Origin of the sequence: Micromonospora sp. WMMD975, from assembly GCF_029581215.1 — a bacterium.
Lineage (GTDB): Bacteria > Actinomycetota > Actinomycetes > Mycobacteriales > Micromonosporaceae > Micromonospora.
The window spans coordinates 92360-111101 of the sequence record NZ_CP120739.1; the positions used below are offsets into that span (position 1 = coordinate 92360).

Sequence of the window (18742 nt, forward strand, 5' to 3'; positions counted from 1 at the left end):
GTAGCGGGTTGCGTAGACAACCGCGTTGGACCTGGACGTGCCGGCTGATGATGGTCCAGCGTTGGTCAGCGGAGGGCGAAGTCAGGGAATACCTCAGCGGCCGGCGACCACGAGCGCCCAGCAGAGCGCGCCGAAGCCGGCGGTGCTCGCCAGCGTTCGGACCAGGTTCCAGGTGACCCAGGTGGCCTCGAACCGCTGCCGAGCGCCGTCGAGGTCGTCCGCGCCGGCCGCCGCGAGCGCGTCGTTCAGCGGTACGTTGACCGCCGCCGTGATGCCGACCATCACCAGGTGGAGCGCGAGCCCGCCGAGGATCCACGGCAGGGCCGGACGGCCCGCGCCGCGCGCGGCCAGCACCGCCGACAGCGCGGTGAGCGCCGGCGTGCCCAGGAAGATCAACAGAAACCAGCCGTTGACGATGGACACGTTGATCCGCTGCATCGCGTCCACGAACGTCCGGTCGTCCGCGCCCCGCAACGCCGGCATCACGGCGTAGGAGAAGGCGGCGAAGAGCCCGGCCGTCAAGCCGGCCCCGAGAGTGGCCCCGAGCAACGACAGGTGCTGTGTGAGTCGCATGTGCTCATCTCACCGCCGGACGGTGAGACGCCCCATGGTCAGGACGCGCGATTGCATGTGTAATCGTCTCCGTGGACGTCGTCGCCGGCCTGCTCGACGGTCCCCGGGCCCGGGGCGCCTTCCTGCTCCGTTCGATCCTGACCCCGCCGTGGTCGATGCTGATCCGGGACGAGGCACCGCTCACCCTCGTCGCGGTGGTGCGCGGGGACGCCTGGCTCGTGCCCGGGCAGGGCACCGCCGCCCGGCTCGGCACCGGGGACGTGGCGATCGTGCGCGGCCCGGATCCGTACACCGTCGCGGACGATCCGGCCACGCCGCCGCAGGTGGTCGTCCACCCCGGCCAGCGGTGCACCACACCGGACGGGCGCGAGCTGTACGAGATGACGCGGCTGGGCGTACGCACCTGGGGCAACGGCCCGGACGGCCGGACGGTGCTGCTCACCGGCACGTACCCGGTCCGGGGCGCGGTCGGCCGGCGGTTGCTGGACGCGCTGCCGGCGCTCGCCGTCGTCCCGTGCGCGTCCTGGGACTCCCCGCTGGTCCCGCTGCTGGCCACCGAGATCGTCAAGGACGACCTCGGTCAGGAGGCCGTGCTGGACCGTCTGCTGGACCTGCTGCTCATCGCCGCGCTGCGCGAGTGGTTCGCCCGGCCCGGGGCGGCGCCCGCCTGGTACCGGGCGCACGCCGACCCGGTGGTCGGCCGCGCGCTGCGGATGCTGCACCACGATCCCGCCCGCCCGTGGACGGTGGCGTCCCTGGCCGCGGCGACCGGGATCTCCCGGGCGTCGCTCGCCCGGCGCTTCACCGGACTGGTCGGCGAGCCACCCATGTCGTACCTCACCGGGTGGCGGCTGGCGCTCGCGGCCGATCTGCTCCGGGAGCCCGACGCGACCGTCGGCGCGGTCGCCCGCCGGGTCGGCTACGGCAGCTCGTTCGCGCTGAGCGCGGCCTTCAAACGGCGGTACGGCGTGAGCCCCCGGCACCACGTCGACGGCGGCAACCCGCCGGCGGGCCGGTGAGCACCACGGGCGGTCGAGGCAGCCGGAGGCCGCCAGCGGAGAGGCGCGCCGGTCCGGCCGGACCGCGACGTGCGCGGCCCGGCCGGCGGCGTCAGCGGGGACGCCGGGTCTTCGGCAGGTCGAACTGGTCCGCCCGGCGGCAGTCCTTCGGGCCGCCGACCGCGTCCGGGCCGACCCGGTCGAGGGCCTGGCGGGCCCGGTGCCGGCCCAGGTTCCAGGCGTACCACGGATCGGGCTCGTCGAGTTCGTCGGCGATCCAGCTCAGCGTGCACCGGCGCACCGGGTCGGGGAGCCGGGTGAGAGCGGGCGTGGCGTCGGCGGACAGCGCCCGCAGGTACCAGGCGTCGATCTTGCCGGTCTGCTCGTACCGCAGGGTGTTGCGTCGGGCCGCGTAGTCCTCCGGGTTGAGCACCGCGAGGCCGAGCAGCATCGCCACGGCCAGCGCCACCGTGGCGCCGGGGATCCACCGGCCCTGCCACCGCACGCCGGCCGCCAGGATCATCAGGAAGACCGCGCCCAGCATCAGCTCGAACGCCATCACGAAGATCCGCTCGCCGGTGAAGCTGTAGACCTTCTGGTAGGCCCACATGCGGGACAGCGCCGACGCCACGATCACCACACTCAGCGCGCTGAGCAGACCGAGCAGTACGCGCAGCAGGGTGCGCTCGACCGACCGCTCCCGGCCGGCCCAGCGGGTCACGCCGCCGAGCACCGCCACGGTCAGCAGCGTGACGAAGAGCAGCTGCCAGAAACCGCTGCGGGCGTATTCGGCATAGCTGAGCCCGGCGACCTTCTGCACATGCCGCTGGCCGCCGAAGAGCACGGTGAACTGCACCACCACGAAGCCGGCGAAGAGCAGGGTCAACGCCCCGATGGCAGGTGCCCACTCCAGCAAGCCGAGGCGGCGCCGGCCCGGCCGGTCCACGGTGGACAGGTCGGGTGGGGCGGCAAGCGTGTAGACCGCGGCGACCGCGATCAGCCCGCCCACCGCGGCCAGGAACAGCCCGCGGAAGACCGAACCGACCTCGACCTCGGGTACGAGCGCGCCGAGCGCCTCGGCGAACGCCGCGTCGGCCGAGGCGAGCAGGCTGCCGAAGACCACGAGCACCACGAGCGTGGCGACCACCGAGACGGTGACCTTGCGGACGGTGGTCACCTGCGGCGAGGCGGCGACGTGCCGGCGTACCCAGGGCAGGCCACGCAGCGCCGCGAACGGCGTGGCGAGCAGGCCGAACAGGATCGAACGGACCAGCCGGCCGCCGACGATGGCGAGGGTGGCGCAGCCCAGCGCGCCGAGCACGCAGAACGTCACCAGCCACCAGGCGTTGCGGAACGCCGGCACGGCGAGCAGGGCCAGGGCGGCAACCGCCCAGCCGGCGCGGATCAGCCGGTCGGTGCGGGGCAGCTCGGCGGCCCGGGGCCGGACCGCCAGCAGCATCGCGACCGTGAGCGTGAGCCAGCCGAGGAACCAGCCGATGCCGACCCGGCTCAGCGGCACGAAGATCGCGCTGCCGAGCGCGCCGGCCAGCACCGCGAGCGGAACCGCCCGGCCGGTGGCCGGCTTCGGGCCGGGCCACCGGGCGCCGAGGAAGGAGGTGCGGGGCGTCGGCGGTCGGGCCGCCCAGCCCGGCGCCGGCGGGTAGTGCACCCAGGGCCGCGGGTCCGGGTGTCCCGGTCCGGGCACCGGCGGCGCCGCTGCGCCGTGGACGGTCGGAGAGACGTGCCCGGCGGTCACCGGCGGACTGTCCGGCGCGCCCGCCGTCGGCACGGTATGCACGGCGGCGGTCGTCGGGGCGGCCCCAGGGGCGACCGGCCCGGCGCCCGTCGCGGCGGAGACCGTCGGACCGGTCGGGCTCGCGCCGGCCGGGTCCTCCCCGACCGGTGCGGCGTCCGCCGGCTTGGTCGGGCTCGTGCCGGTTCGGCTCTCCACGGCAGGCGCGGCGTCCGCCGGCTTGGTCGGGCTTGCGCCGGTCGGGTTCTCCGCGGCCGGGGCGGCGTCCGCCGGCTTGGTCGGGCTTGCGCTGGTCGGGCTCGCGCTGGTCGGGTTCTCCACGGCCGGGGCGGTCGCCTGGCTGGGCACGCCGGGCGTCGGCGCGCCGCCCGGGACCAGCGGCAGGAACAGCGCGTACCCCTGGGTGCCGGGGGGCACGGTGACCGGGATCGCCCAGCCCTCCGCGCCGGGCCACGGCACCGGGGGCGGTGCGCCCTCCATCGTGGGCAGCACCAGCAGGTACGGCTGGATGGCGGGAGGCGCGTCGCCCGGCGGAGGCCCGTCCGCGGTGGCGGCGCGGGGCGGCTCGGAAGGCTGTTCCGGCTCGGACAAGGCGCACTCCTCGATGACAGGGTGCCGTCACTCTAGGGCCCGCCCGGGGCACCGCGCCGCCCCGGTTGTCCGTTCGGTCGGCCGAGCCTGGCCGGTCATGGCACCGATGGGGATCGAACCATTGCGGTTCCGCGTCCGTACCAACGCCCAGGAGGTCGATCACATGGGCACACGTCGCGCGCTCGTCGCGTTCGCCGCCGTCGCCGCGACGCTGCCGCTCACCGCCGTGCCGGCAAGCGCCCACGGCGCGCCGACCAGCCCGATGAGCCGTGGGGCGGCCTGCGGACCGGAGGGGGGCCGGGCGGAGACGCCCGCCTGCCGGGCCGCGATCGCCGCCGGGGCGGCGGTGCGCGAGTGGGACAACATCCGGGTGGCGCGCATCGACGGGCGGGACCGGGAACGCATCCCGGACGGGGAGCTGTGCAGCGGCGGCCTCTCCGCCTACCGGGGGCTGGACCTGCCCCGGGCCGACTGGCCGGCCACCACGTTGACCGCCGGCGCCCGGCACACCTTCCGCTACCGCACCACGATCCCGCACAAGGGCACGTTCCGGTTCTACGTCACCACCGACTCGTACGCCCCGGACCGGCGACTGACCTGGGCGGACGTCGAGAGCAAGCCGTTCCTGGCGGTCACCGACCCGCCGATCCGCGACGGCGCGTACGAGATGCCGGGGCGGCTGCCGACCGGACGCACCGGGCGGCACCTCATCTACGTCATCTGGCAGAACTCGAACACCCAGGACACCTACTACTCCTGCTCCGACGTCGTCTTCCGGGCGGCCTCGGGCGGCTCCGGGGCACGGGCCACCCGGAAGGCGACACCGGCGACGGGCGCGGCGTCTCCGCGTACCCTCGCCGAGGCGGCGACCGGCGACGAGCCGGGGGTGCCGGTCGCGGCGGTGACCGAGACCGGCCCGCTGTCCCGGCCGCTCGTCATCGGCGCGGCGGCGGTGGTGGTCGCCGCGATGCTCGCCGCGGTGGTCGGCCTGCGCCGGCGACGGGCCGGCGGGCCGCCGCCCGGGCGGCCGTGCGGGGTGCGCAACCACCGCGCCGGGCGGCGCCGGATCTGGTGACGCTCAGCCGAGCAGGCGCTCGATCTCGGCCAGGTCCTCCCCGGCGAGGTCCAGGTCGTCGAGCGCGGCGACGTTGCCCTCCAGTTGGGCGACGCTGCTCGCGCCGATGATCAGGCTGGTCATCCGCGGGTCGCGCAGCGCCCACACCAGGGCGAGCTGGGCCAGGGTCTGCCCCCGCCGCCGGGCCACCTCGGCGAGCGCGCGGACGGTCGCCATCTTCGCCTCGTCCAGGTCGCTCTCGTTGAGGAAGACGCTCGTCCGCACGCGCGAGTCGGCCGGGATGCCGTCCAGGTAACGGTCGGTGAGCAGGCCCTGGGCCAGCGGGCTGAACGCGATGCACCCGGCGCCGACCTGGGCCAGCGTGTCCAGCAGCCCGTCGGACTCGGTCCAGCGGTTGAGCATCGAGTACGACGGTTGGTTGATCAGCAGCGGGGTGCCCAGGTCGCGGAGGATCTCGGCGGCCCGGGCGGTCTGCTCCGAGTTGTAGTTGGAGATGCCGACGTAGAGCGCCCGGCCGGAGCGGACGATCGCGTCGAGCGCGCCCATCGTCTCCTCCAGTGGGGTCTCCGGGTCGAAGCGGTGCGAGTAGAAGACGTCGACGTAATCCAGCCCCATCCGGCGCAGCGACTGGTCCAGCGACGAGATCAGATACTTGCGGGAACCCCACTCGCCGTACGGGCCGGGCCACATCAGGTAGCCGGCCTTGCTGGACACCACGAGCTCGTCCCGGTACGGCTTCAGGTCGGTGGCGAGCAGCCGGCCGAACGCCTCCTCCGCCGCGCCCGGCGGCGGGCCGTAGTTGTTGGCCAGGTCGAAGTGGGTGATGCCGAGGTCGAAGGCGCGGCGGACGATGTCGCGCTGCCCCTCGAACGGCCGGTCCGGCCCGAAGTTGTGCCACAGCCCGAGGGAGATGACGGGCAGCTTGAGCCCACTGCGGCCACTGCGCCGGTAGTGCATCGAGTCGTAACGGTCGTCGCTGGCGAGGTAGGTCACCAGATCATTCTGCCGCCACCGGCGAACGGACGTGTGGTTGCCACCGGCGCGGGTAGCGTCGAGGTCATGCGTTTCGTGCGGCTCGACACCCCCAAGCCCATCTCGAAGATCGGCCTCGGCACATGGCAGTTCGGCTCCCGTGAGTGGGGCTACGGCCCCGACTACGAACGCCGGGCCGCCGAGATCGTGCGGCGGGCGCTCGACCTCGGGGTCACCCTCTTCGACACCGCCGAGATGTATGGCTTCGGCCGCAGCGAACGCATCCTCGGCGCGGCGCTGGGCGGCGACCGGGCCAAGGTCGTGGTGGCCAGCAAGATCTTCCCGCTGCTGCCGGTCGCGCCGGTGGTGCAGCAGCGGGCGGTCGCCTCCGCGGCCCGGCTCGGCGTCGACGGCATCGACCTCTACCAGGTGCACCAGGCCAACCCGGTGGTCGCCGACACCACCACCATGCGCGGTATGCGCTCGTTGCAGGACGTCGGGCTGGTCGGCGAGGTCGGCGTCAGCAACTACGACCTGCGCCGGTGGCGGTTCGCCGAGGCCGCGCTGGGCCGCCGGGTGCTGAGCAACCAGGTCCGCTACAGCATGATCGACCGCGGCCCGGAGGAGGACCTGATCCCGTACGCGGAGCAGGCCGGCCGGATCGTCATCGCGTACAGCCCGCTGGCGCAGGGGTTCCTCTCCGGCCGCTACGACGCCTCGAACCCGCCGGCCGGCGCGGTGCGCCGCGCCAACCCGTACTTCCTGCCGGAGAACCTGGCGCGCGGCGCCCAGCTCATCGCCACGCTGCGCGAGGTGGCCGACGCGCACGACGCCACGCCCAGCCAGATCGCGTTGGCGTACGTGCTGCGGCACCCCAACGTGGTGGCCATCCCCGGCGCGTCCGGGGTGGAGCAGGTGGAACGCAACGCCGCCGCCGCCGAGATCGACCTGACCGACGACGAGTACGCCGCGCTGGTCGCCGCCGCACACGCGTTCCGGCCGGTCACCGGCCTGGCCGCGGTGCCCCGGATGATCCGCGCCCGACTGGGGAAGTGACCACATGGACGACATCACCGCACTGATCCTGGACGACCACGCCGCCTTCCGGCGCGGCTTCGCCCGGCTCGACGACGCCCGCGACCCGGCCGAGATGCTTGCGGTCTGGGAGGCGCTCGCCCTGCACCTGGACATCCACGCCGAGGCGGAGGAGGCGATCCTCTACCCGCACCTGGTGAAGCACGGCGACGACGGCGAGGACGAGACCGCCGACGCCATCGGCGACCACAACAAGATCCGCGACGCGATCGCCGAGGCCAAGCTGCACGAGGTCGGCTCGGACGCCTGGTGGACGGCCGTGGGCAACGCCCGTAGGGAGAACAGCGAACATCTCGCCGAGGAGGAGGACGAGGCGCTGCCCGACTTCCGCCGGCACGCGAGCGCGGAACTGCGGGCCGAGCTGGGGGCGCGCTGGCTCACCTTCTACGGCGAGCACAAGAACGGCCGGGACCTGCCGTTCCGCGACAAGGACCCGCAGCGCTACGTGCGGGACCACCGCTGACGGACTGATCTCCCCGACGCGGGGGAGTCGCCCGGCGGGCGGCGGCGGGACAATGACCTGATGACGGTCCGGGGGGTGTTCGCGCCGCTGGTGCGCGGCAGCACCTGGCGGCGGGCCGTGTTCCTGCTTCTCGGCGGCGTGCTCGCGCTGCCGTACGTGCTGCTGGTGGTGGCGTTCGCGCGACTGCTGACGAGTGCGGGGGTGCCGCGCCCGCTCGGGATCGGGCTGCTGCTTGTCGGCGTCGGGCTGGCCGTGGTGCCGGTGTTCCTGGCCGGCAGCCGGGCGCTGGAGATCGCCGCCGCTCGGGCGCTGCTCGCGGTCGATCTGCCGGAGCCGCTGCCGGGCCACCGCCTCGACCGGGAGACGCGGTTGCGCTCCGCGCTCTGGATCGCCGTGCACCTCGGCACCGGCGTGGCGGTGCTGTTCGCCGCGATCAGCGCGTTCCCGATGGCGCTCGTCTTCGTCGCCGGACTGGTCGGGGTGGACGTCGGCGCGGTGTCGGACGAGCGCGTCGGCCCGTTCGACCCGGCCCGCCCGGTGCCGGCCGGGCTGGCCGGGGTGGCTGTGCTCGTCGCGCTCGGCTACGCGGTGGCCGGGCTGGGCGCGCTCGCCGCCTCGATGGCGCCGGTGCTGCTCGGCCCGGCCCAGGCCGAGCGGATCGCCGCGCTGGAGGCCCGCGCCGTCCGGCTGGCCGAGCGCAACCGGCTGGCCCGGGAACTGCACGACTCGGTGGGGCACGCGCTGACCGTGGCGACGCTCCAGGCCGGCGCCGGGCGGGAGTTGCTCGACACCGACCCGGAGTTCACCAGGCGTGCGCTGCGGGCCATCGAGGAGACCAGCCGGCGGGCCATGGACGACCTCGACCAGGTGCTCGGGCTGCTCCGCGAGACCGACTCCGGGCGGCCGGCCGCGCCCACCGCGCCGCAGCACACCCTGGCCGGGCTGGACGGGCTGGTCGCCGCCGCCCGGGCCGCCGGGCTGGTCGTCGAGTCCCGGGTCGCCGGCCCGCTGGACGCGCTGCCCGCGGTGGTGTCCCGCGAGGGCTACCGGATCGTGCAGGAAGGGCTGACCAACGCGGCCCGACACGGCCGGGGGCCGGTCACGCTGCGGGTCGCCGTACCCCCGGAAGGGTTGGAGATCGAGCTGGTCAACGCCGTGCGCGGCGCGAAACGGGCGACCGGCGGCGGGCGCGGGCTGGACGGCATGCGGGAACGGGTGCTGCTGCTCGGCGGGCGGCTCGTCGCCGGCCCGGCGGGGGAGCGGTGGCGGGTCCACGCCACCCTGCCGGCGTCGCCGGAGGAGAACGGGTGACCATCGACGTGCTGATCGTCGACGACGACGAGCTGATCCGGGTCGGCCTGCGGGCCATCGTCGACGCCCAGCCGGACCTGCGCGTCGTCGGCGAGGCGGCGGACGGCGCGGAGGTGCCGCCGCTGGTGGCCAAGCTGCGACCGCGGGTGGTGCTGATGGACGTGCGGATGCCGGCCATCGACGGCATCCAGGCCACCCGCCGGCTGCTCGCCGCCTCCGCCGACCCGCCGCGCGTGCTCGTGGTCACCACGTTCGCCAACGACGAGTACGTCTACGAGGCGCTGCGCGCCGGCGCGAGCGGCTTCCTCCTCAAGCGGGCCCGCCCGACCGAGGTGGTGGAGGCGATCCGGGTGGTGGCGGCCGGCGAGTCGCTGCTCTTCCCGGCCGCCATCCGGCAGCTCGTCGGCGCGTACGGGCGGAGCGGCGGGGACCGGCTGGACGCGGCCCGGCTGACCGAACGGGAGGGTGAGGTGCTGCGGCTGATGGCGGCCGGCCTGTCCAACCCGGAGATCGCGGCCCGGCTGGTGCTCGGCGTGGAGACGGTCAAGACACACGTCGGGAACGTGCTGGCCAAGCTCGGGGTGCGGGACCGCACCCAGGCGGTGATCGCCGCGTACGAGTCGGGGTTCGTGGTCCCGACCGGCTGAGTCCCCCGGCCGGGGGAGACGCTTCACCCCGCCACGGGAGGGTTGCGGAACGTCGACAGTCGAGGCTCGAACCATGACCGCCACGCTGCTCGTACCGATCCGTCACCGGTCCCGGACCGCGCCGCTCGCCGCCGGCTGGCTCGCGCTCTGGGGCGTACTCGCCCTGATCTCCGCCGGGACCGGCGCCGGCTACCCGTTCGGCGTCCACGACCGGGACCGCCAGGTCAACCTGCTCCGGCTGGTGCCGGTGTCGGTCGGGCCGGCGCTGTTCGCGGCGCTGCTGCTCACCGCCGCGGTCGTCGCGCTGGCCATGGCCGGTCCGGCCGCCCAGCCGGCACGGCCGCTGCGCGCGCTGCTGCTCGGCTACGGCTGGACGGTCGCGTTCGTGCTGGCCGTGGTGGTGCCGGACACCCGGGTGCTGATCACCCTGGGCTACGCGCCGATCCTGCTCGTCGGCGCACCGTTCGGCTGGCCGCCCGTCGACTACGCCGACGTGTTCACCTGGACGCTGCTGTGCAAGACCGCCGCCATGGCGGGCGGGGTGCTGCTCGCCCTGGCGACGCTCGGCTGGCAACGCCGTACCGCCGGGGCCTGTGCCGCCTGCGGTCGCGACGGCGCGGACCGGGGCTGGACCACCCCGGCCGCCGCGGCCCGCTGGGGTCGCTTGGCGGCCTGGACCGCCGCGATCATCCCCACCCTGTACGCGCTCACCCGGCTCGCCTGGGCCGCCGGCATCCCGCTCGGCATCTCCCGCGACTTCCTCGACGAGATGCGGGACACCGGACTGGTCTGGGCGGGCGCCGGGCTGGGCGCCTTCGCGGTGGCCGGTGCGGTGCTCACGCTCGGGCTGGTCCGCCCCTGGGGTGAACGGTTCCCCAGGTGGATGGTCGGCCTGGCCGGCCGACGGGTGCCGGTGTCGCTTGCCGTGGCGCCCGCCACGCTCGTCGCGCTCTCGGTCACCGCGGGCTCCCTCGGACTGGTCACCGCCCCCCGGTTCTGGGAGCTGACCGGCGGGTTCAGCCTGACCACGCTGCCGATGCTGCTCTGGCCGCTCTGGGGTGTGGCGCTCGGCGCGGCCACGTACGCCTACCTGCTGCGCCGCCGCGGCGTGTGCCGGCGCTGCGGGCGTTGACCACCCCCGGTGGTCGGTCCCGGTCACGGGGCGGGACCGACCACCGGGCGGTGCGGAAAAACTGAGCTAGCGTGGGGCGGGTGAGCGTTCACACCCAGATCTCCCCGGCCCCGCCGGCCGACCTGCCCGGCACGCTCGGCGCGCTGCGCGCGGCCGGCCACCACTACCGCACCGTCAAGCAGGAACTCCGCGACAACCTCCTGGCCCGGATGCGCGCCGGCGAGGACCGCTTCCCCGGCATCGTCGGGTACGAGGACACGGTGCTGCCCGAGGTCGAGCGGGCGCTGCTCGCCGGCCACGACATGGTGCTGCTCGGCGAGCGTGGCCAGGGCAAGACCCGGCTGATCCGCTCCCTCGGCGGGCTCCTCGACCAGTGGACCCCGGTGATCCCCGGTTCGGTGCTCAACGAGCATCCGATGCGCCCGCTCACCCCGGCCTCCCGCGCGCTCGTCGACTCCGCCGGTGACGACCTGCCGATCGGCTGGCTGCACCGCTCGATGCGCTACGGCGAGAAGCTCGCCACCCCGGACACGAGCGTCGGCGACCTGATCGGCGACGTCGACCCGGTCCGCCTCGCCCAGGGGCGCACCCTCGGCGACCCGGAGACCATCCACTTCGGCCTGGTGCCGCGCACCAACCGGGGTGTGTTCGCCGTCAACGAGCTGCCCGACCTGGCCGAACGGATCCAGGTGGCGCTGCTCAACGTGCTTGAGGAACGCGACATCCAGGTCCGCGGCTACCAGTTGCGGCTGCCGCTGGACCTGCTGCTCGTCGCCAGCGCCAACCCGGACGACTACACCAACCGCGGCCGGATCATCACCCCGCTGAAGGACCGCTTCGGCGCCGAGATCCGCACCCACTACCCGCTCGACCTGGAGCTGGAGCTGGCGCTGATCCGGCAGGAGGCCGACCTCGTCGCAGGCGTCCCGGAGCACGTGCTGGAGGTGCTCGCCCGGTTCGCCCGCGAGGTGCGGGAGTCGCCGTCGGTGGACCCCCGCTCCGGCGTGTCCGCCCGGTTCGCCATCGCCGCCGCCGAGACCGTGGCCGCCGCCGCGCTGCGCCGTTCCGGCCTGCTCGCCGCCGAGGTGTTGGGCGGGGGCCCCGCCACCTCCGAAAGCGTTAACCGGGGCCCCCGCCTCACACCCGAGGCGCCGGTGGCGCGCGTCGGGGACGCGGTGTCGGTGACCTCGACGCTGCGCGGGAAGGTGGAGTTCGAAAGCGGTGAGGAGGGACGCGAGATCGAGGTCCTCGCGCACCTGCTGCGTACCGCCACGGCCGAGACGTTCCGCACCCGGCTGGCCGGGCTGGACCTGTCCGGCTTCACCGCGCTCGTGGCCGAGGGCGGCGCCGTCGAGACCGGGGAGCTGGTCTCGTCGGCGGAACTGCTGCGCCAGGTCGGCACCGTACCGGGGCTGGCCAAGGTGCTCGACCAGCTCGGTTTCGGCGACGCGCCCAGCCCGGAGGAGGCCGCCGCCGGCATCGAGTTCGTGCTCGAAGGGCTGCACCTGACCCGCCGGCTGGGCAAGGACGTCACCGAGTCCGGGCGCACCGTCTACGGCGGCCGGGGCTGACCGTGGCCGGCAACCGGTTCCGGTACGGGCAGTGGCGCGGCGGCCCCGACCCGCTCGCCCCGCCGTACGACGTGCGCGCCGCGGTGGACGCGGTAGGCGCGGAGGTCCTCAACGGCGGCAGCCTGCGGGAGTCGCTGCGTGACCTGCTGCGGCGCGGCCCGGACGGGCGTGGTGGCCTGGCCGACCTCGCCGCCCGGGCGCGCCGACTGCGTCGGGAGGCGCTGCGCCGGGGCGACCTGGACGGCGCGGTGACCCGGGCCCAGGCGCTGCTCGACCAGGCGCTCGCCGCCGAACGGGACGAGCTGCGGGGCCGCGACGGCGACGACGCCCGGTTCGCCGAGGCGGTGCTGGACAACCTGCCCCGGTCCACCGCGCGGGCGGTGTCGGAGCTGGCCGGGTACGACTGGGCCAGCGCCGAGGCCCGGCAGACCTACCAGCGGATCCTCGACGGGCTGCGTGGCGACGTGCTGGAGCAGCGTTTCGCCGGGCTGCGGGACGCGGCGCGGGCCGCCGGCGACCCGGAGACGCAGCGGCAGCTCGCCGAGATGATGGCCGACCTCAACGCCCTGCTCGCCCGGCACGCCCGCGCGGAGGACACCACCGACGCGTTCGCCGAGTTCATGCGCCGGCACGGCGAGTTCTTCCCGGAACGGCCCCGGAACGTCGAGGAGCTGATCGACGTGCTGGCCCGCCGGGCGGCGGCCGGGGAGCGGCTGATGCGGTCGCTGTCGGACCGGCAACGGGAGGAGTTGGCCGGGCTGATGCGCCAGTCCCTCGGCGACCGGCTCGCCGGTGAGCTGTCCCAGCTCGACGGTCACCTGCGGTCGCTGCGCCCCGACCTGAACTGGCAGCGCGGCGAACGGGTCCGCGGCGACCAGCCGCTCGGCTACGGCGAGGCGGCCGGCGCGCTGGACGAGATCGCCGAACTCGACGAGCTGCTCGACTCCCTCGACCAGGACCAGCCCGGCGCCACCCTGGACGACGTGGACGTCGACGCGGTGACCCGGACGCTGGGCCGCGACGCCGCCGACGACGTCCGCCGCCTGCGCGACCTGGAACGCGAGCTGCGCCGCCAGGGCTGGGTGAGCCGGGACGCGGACGGGCTGACGCTCAGCCCGAAGGCGCTGCGCCGGCTCGCCGGCACCGCGCTGCGGCGGGTCTTCGCCGACCTCACGGCCGGGCCGCGCGGCCAGCACGACCTGCGCTCGGCCGGCGCGGCCGGCGAGGTCAGCGGTGGGTCCCGCCCCTGGGAGTACGGCGACGAGCAGCCCCTGGACGTGGTGCGCACGCTCACCCGCGCGGTCCGCCGCGCCGGCACCGGAGTGCCGGTGCAGCTCGCGGTCGAGGACTTCGAGGTGGTGGAGACCGAGCGGCGGGCGTCCGCGGCGGTGGTGCTCTGCGTCGACCTGTCGTACTCGATGATCTCGCAGGGGCGCTGGGGTCCGATGAAGCAGACCGCGCTGGCCCTGTCACACCTGATGGCCACCCGCTTCCCGCAGGACGCGTTGCAGATCGTCGGCTTCGGGCGGGAGGCGATGCCGTTGACCCAGCAGGAGCTGGCGGCGGCGGAGCCGGACATGCAGCAGGGCACCAACCTCCAGCACGCGTTGCGGCTGGCCGGTCGGCACCTGCGCCGCCACTCCGGCGCCGAGCCGGTGGTGCTGGTGGTCACGGACGGCGAGCCCACCGCGCACCTGGACCCGGAGGACGGGGAGGCGTACTTCAACTGGCCGCCGCTGCCGGAGACCATCGAGGCGACGATCCGGGAGGTGGACCGGCTGACCCGGTACGGGGCCACGCTCAACCTGTTCATGCTCGGCGACGACCCCGGGCTGCGCCGCTTCGTCGACGCGGTGGCCCGCCGATCAGGCGGCCGGATGTTCACCCCCGACCTGGACGACCTGGGCGAGTACGTGGTCTCCGACTACCTGCGCGCCCGCCACGGCCGCCGCTGACCCCGCGCCCCCCGCCGTTCTGGTCTGTGGTTCCATCGCCGGATACCAGAGGTGCCACAACTCCAAGACGAGATGATCCGCTTTCGGCCGCCCGGCACTCCGGCCCGCTCCGGGGCGGAAGGGCGCGCGGTTGAGGTCACAGGTGCCTGCAACGCCCCAACACACCAGTCATCAACCGAGCGGGGGGCGCGAGTGGAGCGCTATGGACGTCTGCGGCCGCCGGAGACGTCCATAGCGCTCCAGTCGTGGGCCGAGTGGGGTGTGGGTGGAGCGTTATGGACGTCTGCGGCGCGCGTGGGGTGCGTAGTGTGCAACCGGTTGGGTTAGATGTCCGGTTCGGGCGTGGTGGGTGACACTCTGGCGGCGGAATCCTGCGGAAGAGCGTTCTGGGTGTCGCTGGACTGGCGTTCACCGGTGGTGTGTTCGCCGGTCCGATCGCCGCCCACGCCGACACCCCCGCCCACGCCGCGATGAGGAAGCCGGTCGCCGTGGCGAGCGCGCAGGGTGAGCAGTCCACCATCACCGTGAACGACGAGCAGACCGCCAACGTGAAGGCGATCATCGCGGCGACGAAGAAGGCCGGCCTGCCCGAGCGGGCCGCGGTCATCTCCATCGCGACGAGCTTGCAGGAGTCGAAGCTGGAGAACCTGGGCCACCTCGGCGACTCCAACGACCACGACTCGCTGGGTCTGTTCCAGCAGCGCCCGTCCTCCGGTTGGGGTAGCGCGGAGCAGATCACCGACCCCGAGTACTCGACGCTGGCGTTCCTGAAGGGTTTGAAGCAGGTCGACGGCTGGCAGGACATGCCGCTGACCGAGGCCGCCCAGACCGTCCAGGTGTCCGCCTACCCGGATGCGTACGCGCAGTGGGAGAAGCAGGCCACCGACCTGGTCACCAAGCACTGGAACAGCTGAGACAACGTGCAGGCCGGCATCCTGGAGCAACGGGGTGCCGGCCTTTCGCTCGTCCGGGTGACGTGGGTGGGGTAGTCGGGGTGCGGGCGGTGGTGGCGAGGGTTGGATGCGGGGATGGACGAGGTGGACGCCGCGGCGCTCCGGCGGGCGTACGACGAGCTGCTCGCGGAGGTGGACGCGGGCGGGTTCGGGCCGCCGCCGGAGGGCGAGCTGAGCGCCGAGCAGATCGTCGCGCACCTCGCCGCCAACGACGAGTTGATGAGCGAGGCGACCGAGGCGGTGCTGGCCGGGTCGCCGTTCGCGTACTACGACCTGGACTCCGTGCACCGCCCGCAGCTCGACGCGTTGGTGTCCGAGTGCGGCGGGCTGGACGGGCTGGCGGTCCTGCTCCGGGCCACGAGCCGGAAACTGTGCTCGTTGGCCGAGCGGCTCGGCCCGGCCGCCGAGACGCCTGTGGAGACGGTGCTGCGCGAGGGCTTCGACCTCGACGTGGACGAATCGTTGCCCTGGGGGCGGGCCATGGACCTGCACATCCGGGTGCACCTGCCGATGCACCTGGCCCAGCTCCGCGCGCTACGTCGCCAGCCCCACCTGGCCTGAGACCGGAACCGGGGCCGAGGGCGCGCGGAAGGTGCGGCGGTAGGCGGTCGGGGACACGCCGACCCGGGTGTGGAAGTGCTGGCGCAGGGCGGCGGTGGTGCCGAAGCCGGCGTCCCGGGCGATCCGGTCGACGCTCAGGTCGGTGGTCTCCAGCAGCACCCGGGCGTGTTCGGTGCGTTGCTGGAGCAGCCACTGCGCCGGGCTGAGCCCGGTCTCGGAGCGGAAGTGCCTGGTGAACGTGCGGACGCTCATCCGGGCGTGCGCGGCCAGCTCGCGCAGCGCGACGGGTTCGTGCAGCCGTCGCCGGGCCCACTCGCGGGTGGCGGCGGTGCCGGCCTGCGCGGCGCGGGGCACCGGCCGTTCGATGTACTGCGCCTGGCCGCCGTCGCGCCACGGCGGTACGACGCAGCGCCGGGCCGCCCGGTTGGCCACCGCGCTGCCGTGGTCGGTCCGGATCACGTGCAGGCAGAGGTCGACGCCGGCGGCCACCCCGGCGGAGGTGAGCACCCGGCCGTCGTCGACGAAGAGCACCTCGGGGTCGAGCCGCACGCCGGGGTGCAGCCGGCGGAAGCGCGACGCGTAGGCCCAGTGGGTGGTGGCCGGCCGGCCGTCGAGCAGGCCGGCGGCGGCGAGCACGAACGCGCCGGTGCAGATGGACATGATGCGGGTGCCCCGGTCGTGGGCGGCGCGCAGCGCGGTCGCCACCTCGGCGGCCACCGTGCCGTCGGTGAGCGGCGGGCCGGCGTGGATGCCGGGGACGATCACCGTGTCGGCGGTTTCCAGCAGGTCGAGCCCGTGGTCGGGGAGCGCCTGGAAGCCGGCGGTGGTGCGCACCGCCCGGCCGTCGGCGGTGCAGGTGGTGACCGCGTACAGCGGGGTCCGGTCCTCGGTGCGGGCAGCGCCTAGGACCTGCGCCGGGGTGCCGAGGTCGAGGGCGACGACGCCGTCCAAGGCGAGGACGGCGACGCGATGCGGTACGAGGGGCATGGCCCGATTATTGCGTACGATGGCTTTCCGGCCACTCGTCCCGCACACCCCGCCGTCCGAGACTCGGTGGGTGAGAAGACTCCATCCGGCCTGGCTCGTCGCCGCGGTCGCCTTCGTGGCCCTGGTCGGCGCCGCCGGCTTCCGCGCCACCCCCGGGGTGCTGCTGCACCCGTTGCACGCCGAGTTCGGCTGGCCGCTCGCCACCATCTCCGCCGCCGTCTCGGTCAATCTGCTGCTCTACGGCCTCACCGCCCCGTTCGCCGCCGCGCTGATGGACCGGTTCGGGATCCGCCGGGTGGTGGCCGGCGCGCTGCTGCTGGTGGCGGCCGGCAGCGGCCTGACCGTGGCGATGACCGAGAGCTGGCAGCTCATCCTCTGCTGGGGGGTGCTGGTCGGGCTGGGCACCGGCTCGATGGCGCTCGCCTTCGTGGCGACGGTCACCGGTCGCTGGTTCGTCCGCCGCCGGGGCCTGGTCACCGGCGTGCTCACCGCCGGCGGGGCCGCCGGGCAGCTCGTGTTCCTTCCGCTGCTCGCGGTGCTGGTGCGTGATCACGGCTGGCGCACGGCGGCACTCGTCGTCGCCGGGGCCGCGCTCACCGTCGTACCCCTGGTGGTGTGGTTGCTGCGCGAGCACCCGGCGGACCTCGGCCTTCCGGCCTACGGCGGGACCGATGTCGTGCCGCCGGACCGGGCGGAGGGCGGCGCGGCGGCCCGGGCGGTCGGCGCGCTCGCCGCCGCCGCGCGGACCCGGCCGTTCTGGCTGCTCGCCGGCGGCTTCGCGATCTGCGGCGCGACCACGAACGGGCTGGTCGGCACGCACTTCGTGCCGGCCGCCCACGACCACGGCATGCCGGAGACGACCGCCGCCGGCCTGCTCGCCCTGGTCGGGCTCTTCGACATCGCCGGTACGGTGGCCTCCGGCTGGCTGACCGACCGGGTGGACAGCCGGCTGCTGCTCGGCGCCTACTACGCGCTGCGCGGGGCGTCGCTGCTGGTGCTGCCGAGCCTGTTCGCCGGCTCGGCCCGGCCGAGCATGCTTGTCTTCATCGTCTTCTACGGGCTGGACTGGGTGGCGACCGTGCCGCCGACCGTGGCGCTGTGTCGGGAGTGGTTCGGCGCGTCCGGCGCGGTGGTGTTCGGCTGGGTGTTCGCCGCGCACCAGGTGGGCGCCGCGGTCGCGGCGACCGGCGCCGGCCTGGTCCGGGACCGGCTCGGCGACTACGCGGTGGCCTGGTACGTGGCCGGCGCGCTGTCGATCGGCGCGGCCGGGCTCTCCCTGCTGCTGCGCCGGCAAGGCGCGGCTACGGCGTTCGTGCTGCCGGTGGCGGCCGGCCGGCGGGCCTGGAGCTATCGGGGCTGACCGGTCAGCCGAGCGCCCACTGCTGTTCGGCGGCGCCGCCGCACGGGGCCTGTTCGAGCTCCCGCCCGGCCTCGGTGCCCGCGTCGTCGACCTGCGCGCACTTGCCGCTGTGCGCGGCGACCAGGAGCACCGGGCCGCCGCCTGTCGGGTTGAGCTTCCACTGCTGGTTGGCCTGCCCGTTGCAGGACCACTGCTGCACGTCGGCGCCGTCGTCGGTGCGCGCCTCGTTGACGTCGAGGCACTTGCCACTTGCCGCGTTCACCAGCAGGTAGGTGTCGGCGGTCACCGGCGTGACCACCCACTGCTGCTCCGGCCCGCCGGTGCAGTCGGCGAGCGCGGCCTGCGCGCCCTCCGGGTCGTCGCCGGTGACGCCGACGCAGCGCCCGGACGGCACGCCGCGGATCACCTTGGGCGTGGCCACCGGGGCAGCCGGCGTGGTCGGCGCCGCGCTCGGTGACGGCGACGGCGCGGCCTCCGTGGTGGGCGGCGGCGCCGCGCTCGACTCGCTCGCCGCCGGGGTGGGCGCGGCCGCCGCCGGCACCACCGGCCGGTCGGCGCCGCCGCCGAGGACGCCAGTGGCGAAGAACACTCCCAGGAGTACGCCGACCAGGGCGATGCCCAGCGCGATCCGCATCAGCGGGTCCCCCGGCAGTCGGACGCCACGTGCGCGCCGGGCGCCGTAGACGGTGCCGGACGGGTCGGACTGCGGCTCGGCCATGGAGGCATCCTGACCCACCGGGCCGCC

At 74.8% G+C, this 18742-nt stretch carries 17 protein-coding genes; 12 read left to right on the forward strand and 5 right to left on the reverse strand.

Going from position 1 to position 18742, the window contains the following annotated elements; all coding sequences use genetic code 11:
- Positions 1 to 93 precede the first annotated feature (93 nt).
- Positions 94 to 573: an anthrone oxygenase family protein gene (locus O7613_RS00415; protein ID WP_281584791.1), complete on the reverse strand. Its 480-nt coding sequence runs from the start codon at positions 571 to 573 to the stop codon at positions 94 to 96.
- A gap of 71 nt (positions 574 to 644) precedes the next feature.
- Here O7613_RS00415 and O7613_RS00420 point away from each other — a divergent pair, with 71 nt between their 5' ends.
- A complete protein-coding gene (locus tag O7613_RS00420; protein ID WP_282291365.1) occupies positions 645 to 1592 on the forward strand; it encodes an AraC family transcriptional regulator in 948 nt (315 codons plus the stop codon).
- Positions 1593 to 1683: 91 nt separating this feature from the next.
- Here O7613_RS00420 and O7613_RS00425 read toward each other — a convergent pair whose 3' ends face one another.
- Positions 1684 to 3915, reverse strand: coding sequence for a DUF4153 domain-containing protein (locus O7613_RS00425; protein ID WP_282291367.1), 2232 nt, complete (start codon positions 3913 to 3915; stop codon positions 1684 to 1686).
- Positions 3916 to 4078: 163 nt separating this feature from the next.
- On the opposite strand from O7613_RS00425, the gene O7613_RS00430 reads away from it, so the two are divergent.
- Positions 4079 to 4990 carry a lytic polysaccharide monooxygenase gene (locus tag O7613_RS00430; RefSeq protein WP_282291369.1) on the forward strand — a complete coding sequence of 304 codons (912 nt, stop codon included), beginning with the start codon at positions 4079 to 4081 and terminating at the stop codon, positions 4988 to 4990.
- A 3-nt stretch (positions 4991 to 4993) separates the two neighbouring features.
- Here the strand turns inward: O7613_RS00430 and mgrA are convergent, their stop codons facing one another.
- Positions 4994 to 5983, reverse strand: coding sequence for an L-glyceraldehyde 3-phosphate reductase (gene mgrA / locus O7613_RS00435; protein ID WP_282291371.1), 990 nt, complete (start codon positions 5981 to 5983; stop codon positions 4994 to 4996).
- 66 nt (positions 5984 to 6049) lie between these two features.
- Between mgrA and O7613_RS00440 the strand changes: the two genes are divergently transcribed.
- The 9 genes from O7613_RS00440 (at position 6050) to O7613_RS00480 (ending at position 15650) form a co-directional block, all read left to right on the forward strand.
- Positions 6050 to 7018, forward strand: a complete 969-nt coding sequence (locus tag O7613_RS00440; protein WP_281584786.1) for an aldo/keto reductase — start codon at positions 6050 to 6052, stop codon at positions 7016 to 7018.
- Between the two features lie 4 nt (positions 7019 to 7022).
- Positions 7023 to 7520 (forward strand): hemerythrin domain-containing protein, encoded by a 498-nt coding sequence (locus O7613_RS00445; RefSeq protein WP_282291374.1) that lies wholly within the window; start codon positions 7023 to 7025, stop codon positions 7518 to 7520.
- Positions 7521 to 7580: 60 nt separating this feature from the next.
- A complete protein-coding gene (locus O7613_RS00450) occupies positions 7581 to 8831 on the forward strand; it encodes a histidine kinase (RefSeq protein WP_282291376.1) in 1251 nt (416 codons plus the stop codon).
- Positions 8828 to 9478 carry a response regulator transcription factor gene (locus tag O7613_RS00455; protein WP_281584783.1) on the forward strand — a complete coding sequence of 217 codons (651 nt, stop codon included), beginning with the start codon at positions 8828 to 8830 and terminating at the stop codon, positions 9476 to 9478. The genes O7613_RS00450 and O7613_RS00455 overlap by 4 nt, the downstream gene beginning before the upstream one ends.
- A gap of 73 nt (positions 9479 to 9551) precedes the next feature.
- Positions 9552 to 10610 carry a hypothetical protein gene (locus O7613_RS00460; protein ID WP_281584782.1) on the forward strand — a complete coding sequence of 353 codons (1059 nt, stop codon included), beginning with the start codon at positions 9552 to 9554 and terminating at the stop codon, positions 10608 to 10610.
- A gap of 71 nt (positions 10611 to 10681) precedes the next feature.
- Positions 10682 to 12181, forward strand: coding sequence for a sigma 54-interacting transcriptional regulator (locus O7613_RS00465; protein ID WP_282291378.1), 1500 nt, complete (start codon positions 10682 to 10684; stop codon positions 12179 to 12181).
- Positions 12182 to 12183: 2 nt separating this feature from the next.
- Positions 12184 to 14136 carry a VWA domain-containing protein gene (locus tag O7613_RS00470; protein ID WP_282291380.1) on the forward strand — a complete coding sequence of 651 codons (1953 nt, stop codon included), beginning with the start codon at positions 12184 to 12186 and terminating at the stop codon, positions 14134 to 14136.
- Between the two features lie 368 nt (positions 14137 to 14504).
- The gene (locus O7613_RS00475) at positions 14505 to 15050 is read left to right on the forward strand and encodes a hypothetical protein (protein ID WP_348651341.1); all 546 of its coding nucleotides are present in this window, start codon (positions 14505 to 14507) and stop codon (positions 15048 to 15050) included.
- Positions 15051 to 15173: 123 nt separating this feature from the next.
- Positions 15174 to 15650: a hypothetical protein gene (locus O7613_RS00480; protein ID WP_281590485.1), complete on the forward strand. Its 477-nt coding sequence runs from the start codon at positions 15174 to 15176 to the stop codon at positions 15648 to 15650.
- On the opposite strand, the gene O7613_RS00485 is transcribed toward O7613_RS00480, so the two are convergent.
- Entirely contained in the window at positions 15624 to 16637 is a 1014-nt protein-coding gene (locus O7613_RS00485; RefSeq protein ID WP_282291382.1) for a helix-turn-helix domain-containing protein, read from the reverse strand. The two genes, O7613_RS00480 and O7613_RS00485, sit on opposite strands and share 27 nt — an antisense overlap.
- 19 nt (positions 16638 to 16656) lie before the next feature.
- Here O7613_RS00485 and O7613_RS00490 point away from each other — a divergent pair, with 19 nt between their 5' ends.
- Positions 16657 to 17997 carry an MFS transporter gene (locus tag O7613_RS00490; protein WP_282291384.1) on the forward strand — a complete coding sequence of 447 codons (1341 nt, stop codon included), beginning with the start codon at positions 16657 to 16659 and terminating at the stop codon, positions 17995 to 17997.
- 4 nt (positions 17998 to 18001) lie between these two features.
- Here O7613_RS00490 and O7613_RS00495 read toward each other — a convergent pair whose 3' ends face one another.
- Positions 18002 to 18715 carry an RICIN domain-containing protein gene (locus O7613_RS00495; RefSeq protein WP_282291385.1) on the reverse strand — a complete coding sequence of 238 codons (714 nt, stop codon included), beginning with the start codon at positions 18713 to 18715 and terminating at the stop codon, positions 18002 to 18004.
- Positions 18716 to 18742: the final 27 nt, after the last annotated feature.

Bases quoted from the DNA above. Each gene is read 5' to 3' on its own strand.
- O7613_RS00485 (WP_282291382.1), bottom strand. From the start codon at position 16,637: ATGCCCCTCGTACCGCATCGCGTCGCCGTCCTCGCCTTGGACGGCGTC.
- O7613_RS00460 (WP_281584782.1), top strand. From the start codon at position 9,552: ATGACCGCCACGCTGCTCGTACCGATCCGTCACCGGTCCCGGACCGCG.
- O7613_RS00430 (WP_282291369.1), top strand. From the start codon at position 4,079: ATGGGCACACGTCGCGCGCTCGTCGCGTTCGCCGCCGTCGCCGCGACG.
- O7613_RS00495 (WP_282291385.1), bottom strand. From the start codon at position 18,715: ATGGCCGAGCCGCAGTCCGACCCGTCCGGCACCGTCTACGGCGCCCGG.
- O7613_RS00440 (WP_281584786.1), top strand. From the start codon at position 6,050: ATGCGTTTCGTGCGGCTCGACACCCCCAAGCCCATCTCGAAGATCGGC.
- O7613_RS00490 (WP_282291384.1), top strand. From the start codon at position 16,657: ATGGCTTTCCGGCCACTCGTCCCGCACACCCCGCCGTCCGAGACTCGG.
- O7613_RS00445 (WP_282291374.1), top strand. From the start codon at position 7,023: ATGGACGACATCACCGCACTGATCCTGGACGACCACGCCGCCTTCCGG.
- O7613_RS00450 (WP_282291376.1), top strand. From the start codon at position 7,581: ATGACGGTCCGGGGGGTGTTCGCGCCGCTGGTGCGCGGCAGCACCTGG.
- O7613_RS00415 (WP_281584791.1), bottom strand. From the start codon at position 573: ATGCGACTCACACAGCACCTGTCGTTGCTCGGGGCCACTCTCGGGGCC.